The organism is Sphingomonas beigongshangi, assembly GCF_016820445.1.
In the GTDB taxonomy this organism is placed as follows: Bacteria; Pseudomonadota; Alphaproteobacteria; order Sphingomonadales; family Sphingomonadaceae; genus Sphingomonas; species Sphingomonas beigongshangi.
Map to the genome: position 1 here is coordinate 503,434 of NZ_JADHDT010000001.1, position 15,817 is coordinate 519,250.

Below are 15,817 nucleotides of genomic sequence, written 5' to 3' on the forward strand. Positions count from 1 at the left end.
GCGGGACGGCGGCGTCTCTGCATTCCCGCCTGCGCGGGGGTGGCGAAAATGGGAGGTCATGCAGGCCGAGCGAGGAACACGACGCCCTCGTCGCCACGCAACACACCTGACTTGGGCGTCCCGCCACGTGTGCTCGCCAGGACGTCCCCTTCCGGCAGCGCGAACGGTTGCGGCTCGGCACCCAGATTGAGCGCGACGACGATCCGCTCGTCGCCATGCCGCCGTTCGAACGCGAGGACGTCGCCCTCCGCCTCGATCAGGCGGAAGTCGCCGACCGCGAGCGCGGCGTGCTTGCGCCGCAGGTGCAGCAGGCGCCGGTAGAGCGCGAGCATCGACGCCTCGTCGCCGCCCTGCGCGGCGACGTTGCGCGTGGACCAGTCCGGGCCGAGCGGCAGCCAGGGCTCGCCGCTGGTGAAGCCGGCATGCTCGCTGTCGTTCCACGGCATCGGCGTACGGACGGGGTCGCGACCGAGGCCGAGGCCGGGCTCGCGCAGTTCGCGCGGGTCCTGCACCCGGTCGCGCGGGATGGCGACGTCGGCGAGGCCGATCTCGTCGCCGTAATAGATCGTCGGCGTGCCGCGCAGCGTCAGCAGCAGCATGGCCGCGACGCGCGCCTGGCGTTCCCCGACGCGGCTCGCGATCCGCGGCCGGTCGTGATTGCCGAGCACCCAGTTGGGCCAGCCGCCGGGTGGCAGCGCGCGCTCATATTCGTCGATCAGGGCGGCGAGATGCCGCGCGTCCCAGGTCGCCTCGATCAGCTGGAAGTTGAAGGGCAGGTGCACCTCCGGCGCCTCCCGCCCGTAATAGTGCATCAGGCGTTCGACCGGCAGGTAGATCTCGCCGATCAGCACGCGGTCGCCGTCATAGCCGTCGGCGATCCGCCGCATCTCGGCGGCGATGGCATGCACCTCCGGCTGGTCGGTGGAATGCAGCTGCAGCACCGCGTGCATCCCGCCCATCTCCGGCCGGTAGGCGGGGTTGGGCGGATTGTCCGGAAACTGCGCATGCTTCACCATGTGCCACAGCACGTCGATGCGGAAGCCGTCGACGCCGCGGTCGAACCAGAAGCGCAGCACGTCCATCATCGCCGCGCGCAGCGCGGGGTTGCGCCAGTTGAGGTCGGGCTGTTCCTTGAGGAAGGCGTGGTAGTAATATTGGCCGGTGACCGCGTCCCATTCCCAGGCGGAGCCGCCGAAATCGCTGATCCAGTTGTTGGGCGGGCCGCCGTCCGGCGCGGGATCGCGCCAGATGTACCAGTCGCGCTTCGGATTGTAGCGCGACGCGCGGCTCTCGCGGAACCACGGATGCGCGCTCGACGAATGGTTGGGCACGAAGTCGAGCAGCACCTTCAGCCCGCGCGCATGCGCCGCCGCGAGCAGCTCGTCGAAATCCCCGAGCGTGCCGAAGCGCGGATCGACGTCGCAATAGTCGGCGACATCATAGCCGAAGTCGGCCATCGGCGACGGGAAGATCGGCGAGATCCACAGCGCATCCACGCCCAGCGCGACGAGATGGTCGAGCCGCGCCTCGATCCCCTTGAGGTCGCCGATGCCGTCGCCGTCGCTGTCCTGGAACGAGCGCGGATAGACCTGATAGATCGCGCCCGATTGCCACCACGTCGCCATTGGCCTTCGCACCCCCGTCCGCGCCCAAGCCTGCCGGAGCGGTGATCCTCGCTTCGAAGGGGAGGGACCGGCCGCTCCGACAGGCGCAGGCGGAACGGTGCGCGGGCGTAACGGTTCCGTTCAGGCGAAGCGCGTCTTGGCGATGCGCGTCATCCGGCATGCCAGGTCCGCCTCGCCGCTCGCGACCAGATAGGCATCGCCATCGTCGACCAGCCCCGTCGAAAAGACGACCGGCGTCGGCAGATACATCTGGTGCGCGATCGGCGCGGTCAACGCCGGATCGGCCTCAAGCAGGGGGACGTCGTCCTCGATCCGCAGGATGCGCGACGGGTCGTCGCGATCGAGCAGCGCCCAGAAGCTGCGATAGATGCCCACCGTCTCGCGCGCCTCGACGCCGTGATAGATCATCATCCAGCCGTGGTCCGTCAGCACTGGCTGCGTGCCGCCACCGATCTTCATCGCGGAGGTCGAGCCCTTGCGCGCGCGCAGACCCGGCGCGTCGAGCGGCTTCCAGTGCAGCGCGTCGGGACTCTGCGCGAAGTTGATCGACGGCCCGCCGACCCATTCGCTGTCCGGCGGATAGGCGAAATAGACTTCGCCGAGTGGACGGGTCAGCGCGATGAACCGGTCGCGGACCAGCCCCTCGAACAGGATCATGTCCTTGTTCTGATGGTCGAGGACGATGCCGTCGAGCCGATAGGTCAGCCCGTCGCGCGACGTGTGCAGGCTGGTGCAATGCCGCTCCGCGCCGACCGAACACGTCGTCATGTACCAGGTGTCGCCGATGTGCGTGATCCGCGCGTCCTCGACGCCGTAACATTGGTAGGAGGCGGCGGGTTCGATCGCCCGGTCGTAATGGACGCGCACGATGCGTTCGCCGGCGGGATCGAGCTCCACCGGCAGCAGCCAGGACAGCGAGGTGAGGCCCAGCACGCGATGGCGGCGGCCCTTGATCTCGAACTGGCGCGGATCGGCCATGTCCACGTCGGCGAGCGGCCATGCGTCGAGCCGATAGCCTTCGGGCGTCCAGCGGATCGCCCGGACATGGCCGTCGCGCACCGGCTCCGACAGGGCCTCCGCGATGCGGACCATCAGCAGCAGGTTGCCGCTCGGCAGCCGCGTGAAGCCCGGGTTGAACGCTCCGAGCACATAGGTCGGCTCCGCGATGCCGCGGCGCAGCGGCGAGCGGGCGAGGTCGACGTCGTCGGGGGTGAAGATCAGCGTATCGGCGTGGATCATGCCGCGTGAAGCGCGGCGGCCGACGATGGGTTCCCGCGATGCTGCCCCTCCCCGCCCCACGGGGAGGGGCGATGGTTCAGAACGCGGCCGTCACCGAGAACACCACCTGCGGCCCCGCGATCGGTCCGCCGTCCTTGGTCGACGAGAAGTTGGGCAGCAGATAGGCCGACTCGCGCCTGCCGATGTCGGTATCGACATAGGCGACGCCCAACGTCAGCGGCGTGCCCTTCACCGCCAGGTCGGCGCCGAGCATCCAGTCCCAGTATTTGCCGGTCGGCGCCACCGACGTGCCGTTGGGGCCAAGGCCGGGATTGCCCTTCGAATAGCCGATATGCGCCTTGGCGGTCAGCGGCGTCGACGGAATGCCGGCGGCGGCGTCGCCCCACAGGTACAGATTGTCCTGCTTGTCGCCCGGCCGCGTGTAGATCCCGGACTGCGCTGCCGCGCCGGTCGCATACCAGTTGCCGAGCGCCTGCTGCTTCGGCGCATAGGCAACTCCCGCCAGCAGCGTCGCCGGGCCGAGCGTTCCCGACAGCTTCACATAGGGTTCGGCGAAGTCGGTCTTCGATGCGCCGCCGGGATACATGTACCAGGTCAGGCCGATGTCCAGCGTGCCGCCGTTGCCGACCGGCGTCTTGAACCCCCCGATCAGGTCGAGCTCCATGTTTGCGCCGCCGAACGTCCCCCAGCCCGCGAGGTTCGACGCCCAGGTGCCGACGTACAGACCGCTTTCATGCGCGATCGTGAGGCCGCCCTGGATCGCCATCTCCTCGTCGGACTGCGACACGCCGCGAAAGCGATAGTCGGAGACGAGCGCGACGCTGCCCGTGACGGTGACGGGCCTGGGAGGCGCGGTATCCTGCGCGGCGACGGGCGCGGCGGTCAGGAAGAGAGACAACGCGGCCGCCATGGCCGCGGCGAAGATATAGGACTTCATGGGACCCCTTTCACATGCGTGAGGTCCCTCCTGCGCCCGGGCCCGCCAGCGCGCTCGTCTCGGAGGAGGATGAGACGGATCGCCGGTCGTTCCCGGGCACGGTCCTCGCTAGTGCAGCAAAGCTGCCCGCGGGTTGCTTCGACGTGACGAAATGTTGCCGCGCGTCACGTCACATGGTCGAATGCTTTGGCGCTCTCTCCGGGGAGAAAAAATCCGTCCGTGCCGGCCTCTGGGGGATGGACCGGCACGGACGGCAGGGGAGGCCATGCGAGGGTGCTTGCGGCCTAGTCGCGTCAGTGCGCCAGCGCGGCGACCTTGCCGCTGGCGCCGAACACCTCCACCGCGTCGCCGGCGGCGCGGCGGCGCTGGAACCAGTCCTTGATGAACTCCGCGCACGTATGGTCGACGGTCTTCAGATCGCTGACGTCGAGCCGCACCGGGCCGGTCGGCGCCCGATCGAGCGTGTCGGACAGCTTCGGCAGCGAGACGAACGTCGCCGCGCCGGCGAGGCCTATGGCATGGCCGCCAGCGGCCTCGCCTTCCGACACCTTCAGCCTGAGCCGCGTCAGGTTCGGGACCAGTTCGAGCAGCGACAGGCCGATGCCGACCAGCACGCCGGTGAGCAGGTCCGCCGCGACCACGGTGACGAGCGTCGCCAGCCAGATGAAGGCGGGCAGCACGCCATAATGCGTGAACAGATGCCTTGCATGGTGGAGGCTGACGAGCCGCCAGCCGGTGACGACAAGGATCGCGCCCAACGCCGCCATCGGGATCTCGCGCAATACCCAGGGCAGCAGCGCGACGAAGCCCAGGATCCACGTCCCGTGCAGCATCGTCGACGCGCGGCTCTTCGCCCCCGCCTGGACGTTGGCCGACGATCGCACGATGACGCCGGTCATCGGCAGGGCGCCGGCGATGCCGCACAGCAGGTTGCCGACGCCCTGCGCCCGCAGTTCCTTGTTGTAGTTGGTGCGCGGCCCGTCATGCATCCGGTCCACCGCCGCCGCCGACAGCAACGTCTCCGCGCTGGCGATGAAGGCGATGGCGAGCGCCGCGGCGAGGATCGACGGATCCATGAACCGCGCGACCATGTCGTTGCCCGGCAGGCTGATCGCCGCGGTGATCGATTCCGGCACGCTGACGCGCGCGACCTCGATTCCGAAGGCCATGGCGGTGAAGGTACCCGCGAGCACGCCGACGAGCGCGCCGGGGACGAGCTTAAGCGACGCAGGCCGGACCTTTTCCCAGCCGATCATGCAGACGATCGTCAGCATGCCGATGCCGAAGGCGAGTTCGGCGGCCTGGATGTTGTCGGGGGACAGGCCCAGCAGGCGGCCGGGCATGGCGAACAGGTTCTGGATGCCCGAGGGCAGCGGCTTGGCGTCGAACAGGACGTGGAACTGGCCGACCACGATCAACAGGCCGATGCCGGCGAGCATGCCATGGACGACCGCCGGGCTGATCGCGCGGAACCAGCCGCCCAGCCGCAGCACGCCGGCGACGAACTGGATCACGCCGGCAATGATCAGGATCGGGCCCAGCGCGGACATGCCGTGGTCGCGCACCAGCTCGAACACGACCACCGCCAGGCCGGCGGCGGGACCGCTGACCTGCAGCGGCGAGCCCGCCAGCGCACCCACGACGATGCCGCCGATGATGCCGGTGATCAGCCCCTTTTCCGGCGGCACGCCGGACGCGACCGCAATGCCCATGCACAGCGGCATCGCGACGAGGAAGACGACGATGGACGCGGTGAAGTCCCGCGTCAGCATCGCCGTCGAGGGCAGTTTCAATCCGCGCATCACTCCGCGGCCTGGGCGAATTCGACGTCGCTCGCGCGCCGCTCGGCGGCGGGCAGCGCGACCGGGAAGGGCTCGCCCTCGCGGATCACCACGAACTTGCCCGTGTTCCCGTCCAGACCCAGGACGTTGCCCTCGTGGATGTCGACGAACCAGCCGTGCAGGGAGATGTCGCCGCGCGCGATGCCGGCCGCGACCGACGGATGGGTGCGCAGGTTGGCGATCTGTGCGACCACATTCTCCAGGCTCAGCGCGCGCACGCGCTCGCCGTCGGTCAACTCCGGATAGCTGCGGTCGACGACCTGGCGCGCCGCGGCACCGTGGCGCAGCCACTGCGCGACGTTGGGCACCGACGACAGCGCGGCGGGGTCGCCCGACAGACCCTTCATCGCGCCGCAGTCGGAATGGCCGCAGACGATGATGTCGCGCACGCCGAGCACGGAGATCGCATATTCGACCGTCGCGGTGGTGCCGCCGCTGGGCTGCGCGAAGGGAGGGACGATATTGCCCGCGTTGCGGCAGACGAACAGATCGCCCGGCTGCGCCTGCATGATGTGCTCGGGCACGATGCGCGAATCGGAGCAGGAGATGATCAGCGCCTTCGGGCTCTGCCCGTTGAGCGCGAGATTGGAATAGAGCGCCTGCTGATCCTGGAACACCTTCTTTTCGAAGGCGAGGACGCGGCCGATCACTTCGTTGTTCATGGTTGATACTCCTCCTCGAAACCCGCCAGCGGGTCTTGCGGGGAGTATGTACGTGGCCCGTTTTGCTGACACGCCGCGCCGATGTGAGAAAGTGTTGCCGGGAAGAAGTGGCGGAGAAACCGTCCCGGCGTCCGGTCCTTGTGCGGGGGGGGCGGGGGCCGGCACCGGCCCGATCCAGCATCGCTGGATCGCACGTTAGAGCGGGATGACATCAGGTCGAACCACTCCGTCATTGCGAGCGTAGCGAAGCAATCCAGGCCTTGCTGGTCCGGCTCTGGATTGCTTCGCTCTGCTCGCAATGACGGATCAATGGTGAGTCATCATGCTCTACCGCGGCAGGAAGATCGTCGCGCGTAAGCCGCCCTCGGCCCGGTTGGCGAGGCTGAGCGTCCCGCCCTCCCCCGCGACGATCTTGGCGACGATCGGCAGCCCCAGGCCGAACCCCACCGTGTCGCGCGGTCGCGCCGTGTCAAGGCGGACGAAGGGTTCGAGCACGCGCTTGAGCTGCTCCTCGGGAATGCCGGGGCCGTCGTCCTCGACCGCGATCGCCACGCCCTCGCTCTTGCTGTCGAGCCGGATGACGACGTTGCCGGCGTAATGGACGGCATTCTCGACGAGGTTGCCGAGCGCGCGCTTGAACGCGACCGGCCGCACGCGCACCTCGCAATGGTTCGGCCCTTCATAGGACCCCGGCAGGTCGCGGTCCTCGACATCGTCGATCAACGTCGCGCAGACGACGGCGATGTCCGTCAGCACCGGTTTTTCCGGATCGCTGTCGCCGCCCAGGAAGGCGAGCAGCGAGGCGATCATCGCCTCCATCTCGCCGAGGTCCCGGCCGATCGCGGCGCGCACCGCGGGATCCTCCACGCCGTCCGCGCGAAGCCGCAGCCGGGCGAGCGGCGTGCGCAGGTCGTGGCCGACCGCGGCCAGCGCCTGCGTCCGGTCGGCGATCAGCCGCTGGATGCGCCCCGCCATGCGGTTGAAGGCGGCGACGACGCGACGCACCTCGCCCGGCCCGTCCTCCGGCACCGGCGCATGGACGCCGTCGCCGAACCGGTCCGCCGCGGCGGCGAGGTTGCGCATCGGCCGCAGCATCTGCTGGATCAGCAACCCGCCGAGCAGCATCAGCGCGAGCGCCGGGATCAGCGCGAGCAGGATGCGCTCCGCGGCGAGGTTGAGGTTCTGCAGCGGCTCCAGCGTGCGGAAGTAGAGCCAGCTGCCATCGGGCAGTTGCAGGCCGCCGGTCACCACCGAACTGCGTCCGGGCGAGCTCAGCCGCAGCCGGAGGTCGGACCGCGCGAGCGACGGCTCCCATTCTATGACCTGGTGCCGCATGCTGTCGAGCGCGGGGGCGATCGGCGGCGGCGCGGGCAGCGACTGCTGCCAGTGCAGCGCATAGCGTTCGGTGGTCAGGTCCTCCGCCATCTCGGCGCGGCGCATCGCCGGCTGTTCGGCGACGAGGCGGCGGGCGATGACGAGATGCTCGGCGAGCCGCCGCGCCTCGTCGTCGCGGACGGAGAACTGGCTCGCGCGCTCGTAGAGCAGCGTCGAGACGCCGAATTCGATCACCATGGTCAGCAGCAGGATCGCGACGATCTGCCCGATCAGGCCGATCGAGGGCCGCAGCAATCGCCTCAACGGCGCGTCACCTCGGTGTTGAACATATAGCCGACGCCGCGCACGGTGATGATCGGTGCGTCCTGTCCCGCATTCGACAGCTTGCGGCGCAGGCGGCTGATCAGCACGTCGATGCTGCGGTCGGAACTGTCGCCCAGCCGCGTGCGCGACAATTCGATCAGCCGCTCGCGCGCGATGACGCGGCCGGCATGTTCGGCGAGCGCGACGAGCAGGTCGAACTCCGCGCCGGTCAGGTCGACGACCGCGCCGGTCGGCGACGTCAGCTCGCGGCGCGGCAGCGTCACCGTCCAGCCGTCGAAGCTCAGCACGCCGTCCTCGCGCTCGCCGCTCCGCCGCTCCAGCTGGCCGCGGCGCAGCACCGCGCGGACGCGGGCGATCAGCTCGCGCGTCCCGAACGGCTTGGGCAGATAGTCGTCCGCGCCGAGCTCCAGACCGACGACGCGGTCGGTCTCGCTGCCCTTGGCGCTGATGAAGATGATCGGCACCTCGCTCTTCTGGCGGAGCGCACGGCACAGGTCGATGCCGCTGGTGCCCGGCAGCATGATGTCGAGCAGCACGAGATCGACGGGCCCGGCCTCCAGCGCCAGCCACATCTCCGGCGCGGCGGAGGCGGGGCGGACGAGATAGCCGTTCTCCTGCAACGCGCGGGTGGTCAGCGTGCGCAGCGCGGGATCGTCCTCGACCAGGAGGATGGTGGGGGCGGTCATGGCCGGAGAGGTAGGCCGCGCGCCCGTTCGGGTCAACAGAGGCCGACTTGGACACAATATCTTACGCGCCGGCCGATCGGCGGCAACGGCGGACGCCTAGATCCTGCGCCACATGCACTTGGAGGAGGTTTCCGCATGATCCGTACGTTCGCCACGCTCGCCCTGATCGCGCTCGCCGCGCCCGCCGTCGCCGGCCAACCGTCCGACCCGAAGGTCGCCGCCGGCTGCACCAAGCATCAGGTCCACGCCCCCGCCGGCAAGATCGTCAGCCACGCGCCGGTCTATTTCTGCAAGACCAAGGCGCAGACTGTGGCCGCCAACGACAAGCTGCGGCCCAACCCGATCGCTCCCGTCGTCGCGCGCGACTGATATTGTCCGCCGCCGTCCGCCCCCACCCTGCCGCTACGGCGCCGATCGGGGCGGGCGGGGATGGCGGACGGCGCAGCGCCATGCCCGGAATCTCGTTCCGGCGAGGTTCATCGGCACCCCGCTAGCCGGGACGCAGGCGGGCCCCCGCTCCCTTGACCCGTGCCGGGGTCCGCCGCCCGCGCCTCAGTCCGCCGCGATCGGGCCGCTCACCGCCGCCGGGCGCCGCGTGAACCACACCACCAGCGTCCCCGCCAGGCACAGATAGGCGGACAGGCGGAACAGGTCGGTCGAGGCGAGCAGATAGGCCTGCCCCACCATCTGCCGCGTGATCGCCGCCGCCGCCTGCGTCGACGAGGCGCCGAGATGCTGCAGCGTGTCGCTCGCCATCCGATACGCCGTCCCCTGCCCCACCGCATCCGCCAGCCGCGTCTGGTGCAGCGTCTCGCGCCGATCCCAGGCGGTGGTGATGATCGACGCGGAGAAGGATCCCGCCACGATGCGCGCGAAGTTGGAGATGCCGGTGGCCGACGGGATGCGGTGCGGCGGGATGCCGTCGAGCAGGATGGTGATCATCGACAGGAAGAAGATGCTCATGCCGACCCCCTGCACCAGCATCGGCAGCATGAAGTCGACCACCGACGCATCGGTCACGAAATGCGAGCGCATCCAGTAGGACAGGGCGAAGGCGAGGAAGGAGAAGGACCCCAGGATGCGCGCGTCGATCTTGCCCGACAGGCGCGCGGCGAGCGGCGACATCACCACCGCGACGAGTCCGCTCGGCGCGGCGGTCAGTCCCGCCCAGGTCGCGGTATAGCCGATCTGCGTCTGCAGCCACAGCGGCAGGATCAGTGTGTTGGCGAAGAAGATCGCATAGCCCATGCAGAACACGGCGGTGCCGATCGCGAAGTTGCGGTTGGCGAACAGCGACAGGTCGACCGCCGGATTGGCGTCGGTCAGCTCCCAGATCAGCCAGGCGACGAAGCCGACCGCCGCGACGACCGTCATCACGCAGATCGTCGTGTCGTTGAACCAGTCCGCGTTCTTGCCCAGGTCGAGCACGACCTGCAGCGCCCCGACCCACACCACCAGCAGGCCCATGCCGATCGTGTCGATCGGCAGCTTGCGGGTCGGCGTCTCGCGCGTCTTGAGGCCGTTCCAGCAGGTCAGCGCGCAGAAGATGCCGACCGGCACGTTGATCAGGAAGATCCAGCTCCAGTGGTAATTGTCGCTGATCCAGCCGCCCAGGATCGGCCCCATCACGGGTCCGACCAGCGTCGTCATCGACCAGACGCCCAGCGCGGTCGATCGCCGTTCGGGCGGGAAGATCGCGATCAGCAGCGCCTGGCTGCCCGGCATCATCGGCCCGGAGCAGGCACCCTGCAGGATGCGGAAGACGATCAGCGACTGCAGGTTCCAGGCGATGCCGCACAGGAACGAGGCGAGCGTGAACGCCGCCACCGCGACGCAGAAGGTGCGCACCACGCCGAACCGGCCCATCAGCCAGCCGGTCAGCGGCACCGCGACGCCGTTCGCCACCGCGAAGGCGGTGATGATCCAGGTCGAATTGTCGCTCGACACGCCGAGGTTGCCGGCGATCGTCGGCAGCGACACGTTGGCGATCGTGCTGTCCAGCACCGTCATGAACGTGCCGAGCGCCAGCGCGAAGGCGAGCAGGGCGCGACCCCCGCCCTCCAGCGGCGGCAGGGTGGATTGAGGAGCGCTCATCGCGACGCGCCGCTTACCGGTTCGCCGCGATGATCTGGCGGATGCGCGCCTCGACCGCCGGATCGCGCGCGTCGGTCGGGGTGCCGCTATAGGCCGCGCTCGCCGCCTGGCCCAGCCGCGCACCGGTCAGGCTGGCGGTGTCCACCGTCGCATTCACCGACAGGCCGACGCGCAGCGGGTTGCGCTGCAATTCCCGCGGGTCGAGCGCGATGCGCACCGGCACGCGCTGGACGATCTTGATCCAGTTGCCGCTGGCGTTCTGCGGCGGCAGCAGCGCGAAGGCATTGCCCGAACCGGCGCCCAGGCCGATCACCTTGCCGTGATAGACGATGCCGTCGCCGTACATGTCGGCGGTCACCGTCGCGGGCTGGCCGATGCGCAGGTCCTTGAGCTGCGTCTCGCGGAAATTGGCGTCGATCCAGACGCGGCTGAGCGGCACCACCGCCATCAGCGGCGTACCCGCCGCCACCTGCTGGCCGATCTGCACCGTGCGCTGCGCGACGACGCCGTCGATCGGCGCGACGATGTGCATGTGGCTGCGCGTGATCGCGGCGCGGCGATAGGCGGCGATCGCGGCGAGCACCGCCGGATTGGTGTCGACGTCGGTGCCCTGCACCGCGGACCGCGACTGCGCCTGCTGGCTGAGCGCGAGGTTGAGGTTGGCGCGGGCCACCTTCACCGCATCGGCCGCATGCGCCAGTTCCTCGCCCGACACCGCGCCCTGCGCCGCCGCGCCCTGGCGGCGCGCATAGTCGGATTGCGCGGCGGACAGTTGCGCGCGCGCCTGGACCACCGAGGCGCCGCTTTCGGAGACCTTCGAGAAATCGGCCCGGGTCGCGCGGACCGCGCGGGCGAGTTCCGCCGCGGCGCTGGCGAGGTTGACGTCCGCCATCGCGGGATCGAGGTCGAGCAGCGGCTGGCCGGCCTTCACCGTCTGCGTATTGTCGGCATGGATGCCGATCACCTGCCCCGCGTCGCGCGCCGTCACCGCGACCACGTCACCCGCGACATAGGCGTCGTCGGTCTCCTCCTGCGGCTTGGCGAGCAGGAAATGCATCACCGCCCAGACTATGAGCGCGACGACGACGACGATCGCCAGGATGGCGAAGCCCAGCCGCCGGGCGCGCGGACGGCCGGGTTCCTTGACGGCCATCGTCTCGGGGGCCTGCACTTCCGCGCCCGGAGCGGCGGCGGAATCGTCATAGGAAGAGCGTGCGTCGGTCATCGGGCATTGTCCTGCGAAGGCGTGAAGCCGCCGCCGAGCGCCAGCACCAGCGCGACGCGCTGGCGGGCCGCATCCGCGGCGAGGTTGGTGGTGGCGAGCCGCGCGTCGAGCAGGCGGATGTCGTTGTCGACGAGGTCGAGCTTGCTGTCGAGGCCGCTCGAGACGCGGACCGCGTTCAGGCGGTTGGTTTCGGACAGGCCGCGCACGACCTCCGCCGCGCGCGCGCGCTGCTGCGCGATGTTGTCGACGAGCGCCAGCGCGTCCGCGGTGTCGCGCACCGCGCCGACGACGCGCTCGTTGTAATCGGCGGTGGCGAGATCGAGCGCCGCGGTCGCGCCGGCCAGGTCCGCCTTCAACCGGCCGTTGTCGAACAGCGGCAGGTGCACGGCAGGGCCGGCGCCGACCGCGGCCGCGTCCAGGTTGATCAGATTGCCGAGGCCGATCGCCTGCAATCCCGCAAAGGCGGCGAGATTGATGTTGGGATAGAAGGCGCGCCGCGCCACCTGTCGTCCCGCCGCGGCCGCGGTGATGCGCGCCTGCGCGGCGGCGATGTCCGGCCGGCGGGCGAGCAGGTCGGCGGGCAGCGTCTTGGGCAACGGCAGCGCGCTGTCCAGGTTCAGCCGGGCGGGCTGGATGGCGAGCGCATAATCGTGCCCGCGCCCCGCCAGCGCGGCGAGCGCATTCGCCGCGACCGCGCGCGCACCATCCGCCTGCACCGCCGCCTCGCGCGCCTGCGCCAGCAGCGTTCCCGCCGCTTCGGCCTGCAGGTTGCTGGCGAGCCGGTTGCGGATGCGGACCTGGACGAGCTGCACGGTGCGTTCGCGCGTCGCGACCGTGTCGCGGGCCAGCCGCGCCTGCGCTTCCGCGCGGGCAAGATCGACATAGGTCTGGACCACCGACCCGGCGATCGCGAGCCGGGCGGCGGCGACATCGAGCGCGGCGGCACGGGCGGACGCCCGGGCGCCCTCGATCGCGGCGCGCTGCCGGCCGAACAGGTCGAGGTTCCAGGACAGATTGCCCTGGACCTGGCCGATCGTCCGGACCGTGCCGCCATAGGGCGGCGGGATGATGTAGCGGCCCGACAGGCGCTGCGGCTGGATGGAGCCGTCGAGCGTCGCATTGGGACCATCGTCGGCGCGACGGCTGGCGAGCACCGCCTCCGCCTGGCGAACGCGGGCGAGCGCGGCATCCAGCGTCGGATTGCCGGCCGTCGCATCCGCGACGATGCGGTCGAGCTGCGGGTCGCCGAAGCTCTTCCACCAGTCGTCGGCGATGGCCGGCGCGGCGGCCGCGTCCAGCCCCAGCGATGCGGGTGCGATCGGCGCCACGGCGGGCGGGCTGTGCGGCACGGCGCAGCCCGCCAGCAGCGTGGCGACGAGGGTGGCGACGAGCGGGGCGGAGCGCACGCGCGTCATGCCGAGGCGCTTTCGTCGGCGGCGCGCGCGAGCGTGTCGCGCACCCGTTGCAGAAGACGGATCAGGTCCATGATATCCTTGTCGTTCCAATCGCGAAGCCAGCCGTTCCACTGCTCCACCACGGCATCGCGCACCGCCATCGCCGCCGCCTCGCCCGCCGGCGTCAGCGCCAGATGGACCACCCGGCGATCGTCGCCCGCACGGTGACGGGTGATCCAGCCGCGTTCCTCCAGCGTGTCCACCAGCCGCGTCGTCGCGCCCTTGTCGTACGCCATGTCGCGCGCGATCGCGGCGCAGGTGTTGGCACGCTGCACATAGATGGAGGCGAGCGCCGACCATTGCGTCGCGGTCATCCCCGCCGCGGCGAAGATCGGCTCGAGCGCGAGCGTGCCGAGCTGGTGCACGCGTCGCGCCAGATAGCCGATCGACGTGTCGGGCGTGAAGGTCGAGTCGCTGTAGAAGGCCATATAGTTGCCATGGCAACTATTGCCGGAGCAGTCTAATGACATTCGTGTCATATGGGCTGCCCATCGCGCGCGCGCCGCCATCGCTGGCGGATCCAGCGCCCGGCTCAACCTCAGCCTGCGGCCCTCAGTTCATGGCTCTACGGGCTGCCCAGGGTCCGGTCCCCGTGCGGACGATCCGCGACTCGTATCTGACCGGTCACCCGCCCTCTCGGGTAGCGCGCCGTAAAGTCGAAGGCGGGGTCCGCGATGCCGGCGGGGGCGTTGCACACCGTTCTAAGATCGCGCAATTTGGGCAGCCGTGCAGGTGTAGCTGCTCGCGACCATAGCGGCGTGTGCTCGCCATCGGAGCACTTTCCTACTCGGACTTTCCGGCACTGGCGGGCGGCATCGTGCGCGAATGAGCTGCCAGCGTGCTCGCCATCATCCGGCGCCGCTCGCACTCGGAGATGCCCGCTCACATTATCTATTCCGGGCAGATGCCAAAGGCGAGTTCCTCGCACGAGCGGCACTGTCCCGTTTCTCCGTCTCCAACCGGCCATTTCGGGAATCAGCAATCGGGAACATATTCGGGAAAACGACACCATCTTTGCCATCCAGCGGGCCGCTGCCGTCAGCCGTCTCGCTGGCCGTTCGTTTTCGGGAACGGTGGATCGATCGCTTGCCCGAAGCCGACATTAATCACGCTGCGAAGGGCTTCTTTCGCGACGAACCATTATGCGTTCTACGGTGCCATTAAAGCGTCGACCGAACCGCCGTTCCTGGTCAACTCAGCAGCGACCCGCCGTCTTCCCTCATAGTATACCAAGACTCCAGCATGGGCGTCTATTGCACGGATGCGGCCTTCGTCGCGCGGATCGACGCTGGTTTCTTGAGCTATATAATCCGCATAGCCTTCCTGCTTCCATGACGGCAGAAGCAGTGCGCGCCATTCTCCAAAATGGCGCGCGACCAGCATGTGCGTTGTTTCGTGTGCTATAGTACCTGAAAGTGTACGGGTGCCGCCGAGCGCTGCCCCATTTGTTACCCTGTCGGCCGCAATATCGCTGCGATTAAATATCAGCACGTTCGAGAATGGTCGCCTGAGCGCCACGACGCCCCTCATATTCAATGCGAGTAGCTGCCAACGCCAACCGCCACTGGTCAGAACGACTTGACGACTAACATTAGGGATATCAATCGTGCTCCTACCCAACAACTTATCTGCCCGATCGAGAATGGGGCCGATACTAGGCCTGATCGGCTCCTCGGCGTATATAATCGTGTTGCCAATTTTCTGATTATACGGAAACGCCAACGCTGCTGGCACTCGTAGCTCGATAAAGCCAATAGCCAACACGATAGGTAGCAGATAAGTTCCCCATCGGCCGCCCATCCATAGAAGACGTTTCAGAAGAGGTCGCTTTTCCACGCTGGCCCCGTAGTTATGAAGTTTGGCAATGTTAAGCGAGTGCATCGTTCAGGTAAAGCGCCTTGGCAGTCACGGGGGTTCCGGACGTTCTTGGAACCTGTACGGCGTTGTTTCACGAACCCGGCCTTTCCCGATCAACCATCCCAATGGGAATGCCCCGGCCGTCTCGGTGGCCGTTTCTAATCGGGAAAGACCTACGCCGCTGTCTGTCGCTCCATTGTCCATGCGAAGGGGCTACTGACCAGCACAAAAACCATGAAGGTGATCTGCTCGATCACCATTGGGGAGTCAGCTAAAGATTGTAGAAGCGGTGGAAATTAGTGCGCCTGAATCCAGACGTTATGGATCACATCCGTTACAATGATACCAATCGTCAGCCCGACTCCGACGTTAGGACGCGCGAATAAGAGGATTACAGCGGCAGGATCGAAAAAGGCCAGCGCCGTCCAGAAGGTGGCACTCCCCTTCGGAAATCCACCGTAATCCCAATGCAACCCGTGGTGATATATCGCATACCAATGGTTGTAGGTCGCACCCAGCAAGCACAGCGCGTAGATAG

At 68.5% G+C, this 15,817-nt stretch carries 13 protein-coding genes; 1 reads left to right on the forward strand and 12 read right to left on the reverse strand.

What is annotated here, in order from left to right; all coding sequences use genetic code 11:
• Positions 1 to 56: 56 nt before the first annotated feature.
• From IQ292_RS02345 to IQ292_RS02375, 7 genes are all read right to left on the reverse strand, one after another.
• On the reverse strand, positions 57 to 1,625 hold the full coding sequence (locus IQ292_RS02345) for an alpha-amylase family glycosyl hydrolase (RefSeq protein WP_203308688.1): 1,569 nt from the start codon (positions 1,623 to 1,625) through the stop codon (positions 57 to 59).
• Positions 1,626 to 1,745: 120 nt separating this feature from the next.
• Entirely contained in the window at positions 1,746 to 2,864 is a 1,119-nt protein-coding gene (locus tag IQ292_RS02350; RefSeq protein WP_238940718.1) for a glycoside hydrolase family 130 protein, read from the reverse strand.
• 76 nt (positions 2,865 to 2,940) lie between these two features.
• A complete protein-coding gene (locus tag IQ292_RS02355) occupies positions 2,941 to 3,801 on the reverse strand; it encodes a TorF family putative porin (protein ID WP_203308689.1) in 861 nt (286 codons plus the stop codon).
• A 293-nt stretch (positions 3,802 to 4,094) separates the two neighbouring features.
• Positions 4,095 to 5,603, reverse strand: a complete 1,509-nt coding sequence (locus IQ292_RS02360; RefSeq protein ID WP_203308690.1) for a SulP family inorganic anion transporter — start codon at positions 5,601 to 5,603, stop codon at positions 4,095 to 4,097.
• Entirely contained in the window at positions 5,603 to 6,304 is a 702-nt protein-coding gene (locus IQ292_RS02365; protein WP_203308691.1) for a carbonic anhydrase, read from the reverse strand. The genes IQ292_RS02360 and IQ292_RS02365 overlap by 1 nt, the downstream gene beginning before the upstream one ends.
• A gap of 327 nt (positions 6,305 to 6,631) precedes the next feature.
• The gene (locus IQ292_RS02370; RefSeq protein WP_203308692.1) at positions 6,632 to 7,942 is read right to left on the reverse strand and encodes an ATP-binding protein; all 1,311 of its coding nucleotides are present in this window, start codon (positions 7,940 to 7,942) and stop codon (positions 6,632 to 6,634) included.
• Positions 7,939 to 8,649, reverse strand: a complete 711-nt coding sequence (locus IQ292_RS02375) for a response regulator (protein WP_203308693.1) — start codon at positions 8,647 to 8,649, stop codon at positions 7,939 to 7,941. Before IQ292_RS02375 ends, IQ292_RS02370 begins: the two co-directional genes overlap by 4 nt.
• A 135-nt stretch (positions 8,650 to 8,784) precedes the next feature.
• Between IQ292_RS02375 and IQ292_RS02380 the strand changes: the two genes are divergently transcribed.
• A complete protein-coding gene (locus IQ292_RS02380) occupies positions 8,785 to 9,018 on the forward strand; it encodes a hypothetical protein (protein ID WP_203308694.1) in 234 nt (77 codons plus the stop codon).
• 183 nt (positions 9,019 to 9,201) lie between these two features.
• Here the strand turns inward: IQ292_RS02380 and IQ292_RS02385 are convergent, their stop codons facing one another.
• From IQ292_RS02385 to IQ292_RS02405, 5 genes are all read right to left on the reverse strand, one after another.
• Positions 9,202 to 10,743 carry a DHA2 family efflux MFS transporter permease subunit gene (locus IQ292_RS02385; protein WP_203308695.1) on the reverse strand — a complete coding sequence of 514 codons (1,542 nt, stop codon included), beginning with the start codon at positions 10,741 to 10,743 and terminating at the stop codon, positions 9,202 to 9,204.
• 13 nt (positions 10,744 to 10,756) lie between these two features.
• Positions 10,757 to 11,896: an HlyD/EmrA/EmrK family protein gene (locus IQ292_RS02390; protein ID WP_238940770.1), complete on the reverse strand. Its 1,140-nt coding sequence runs from the start codon at positions 11,894 to 11,896 to the stop codon at positions 10,757 to 10,759.
• Positions 11,897 to 11,964: 68 nt separating this feature from the next.
• A complete protein-coding gene (locus IQ292_RS02395; protein WP_203308697.1) occupies positions 11,965 to 13,383 on the reverse strand; it encodes an efflux transporter outer membrane subunit in 1,419 nt (472 codons plus the stop codon).
• Complete coding sequence (locus IQ292_RS02400) at positions 13,380 to 13,850, reverse strand: MarR family winged helix-turn-helix transcriptional regulator (protein WP_203308698.1); 471 nt, start codon at positions 13,848 to 13,850, stop codon at positions 13,380 to 13,382. The genes IQ292_RS02395 and IQ292_RS02400 overlap by 4 nt, the downstream gene beginning before the upstream one ends.
• Positions 13,851 to 14,571: 721 nt before the next feature.
• A complete protein-coding gene (locus tag IQ292_RS02405) occupies positions 14,572 to 15,303 on the reverse strand; it encodes a hypothetical protein (RefSeq protein ID WP_203308699.1) in 732 nt (243 codons plus the stop codon).
• Positions 15,304 to 15,817: the final 514 nt, after the last annotated feature.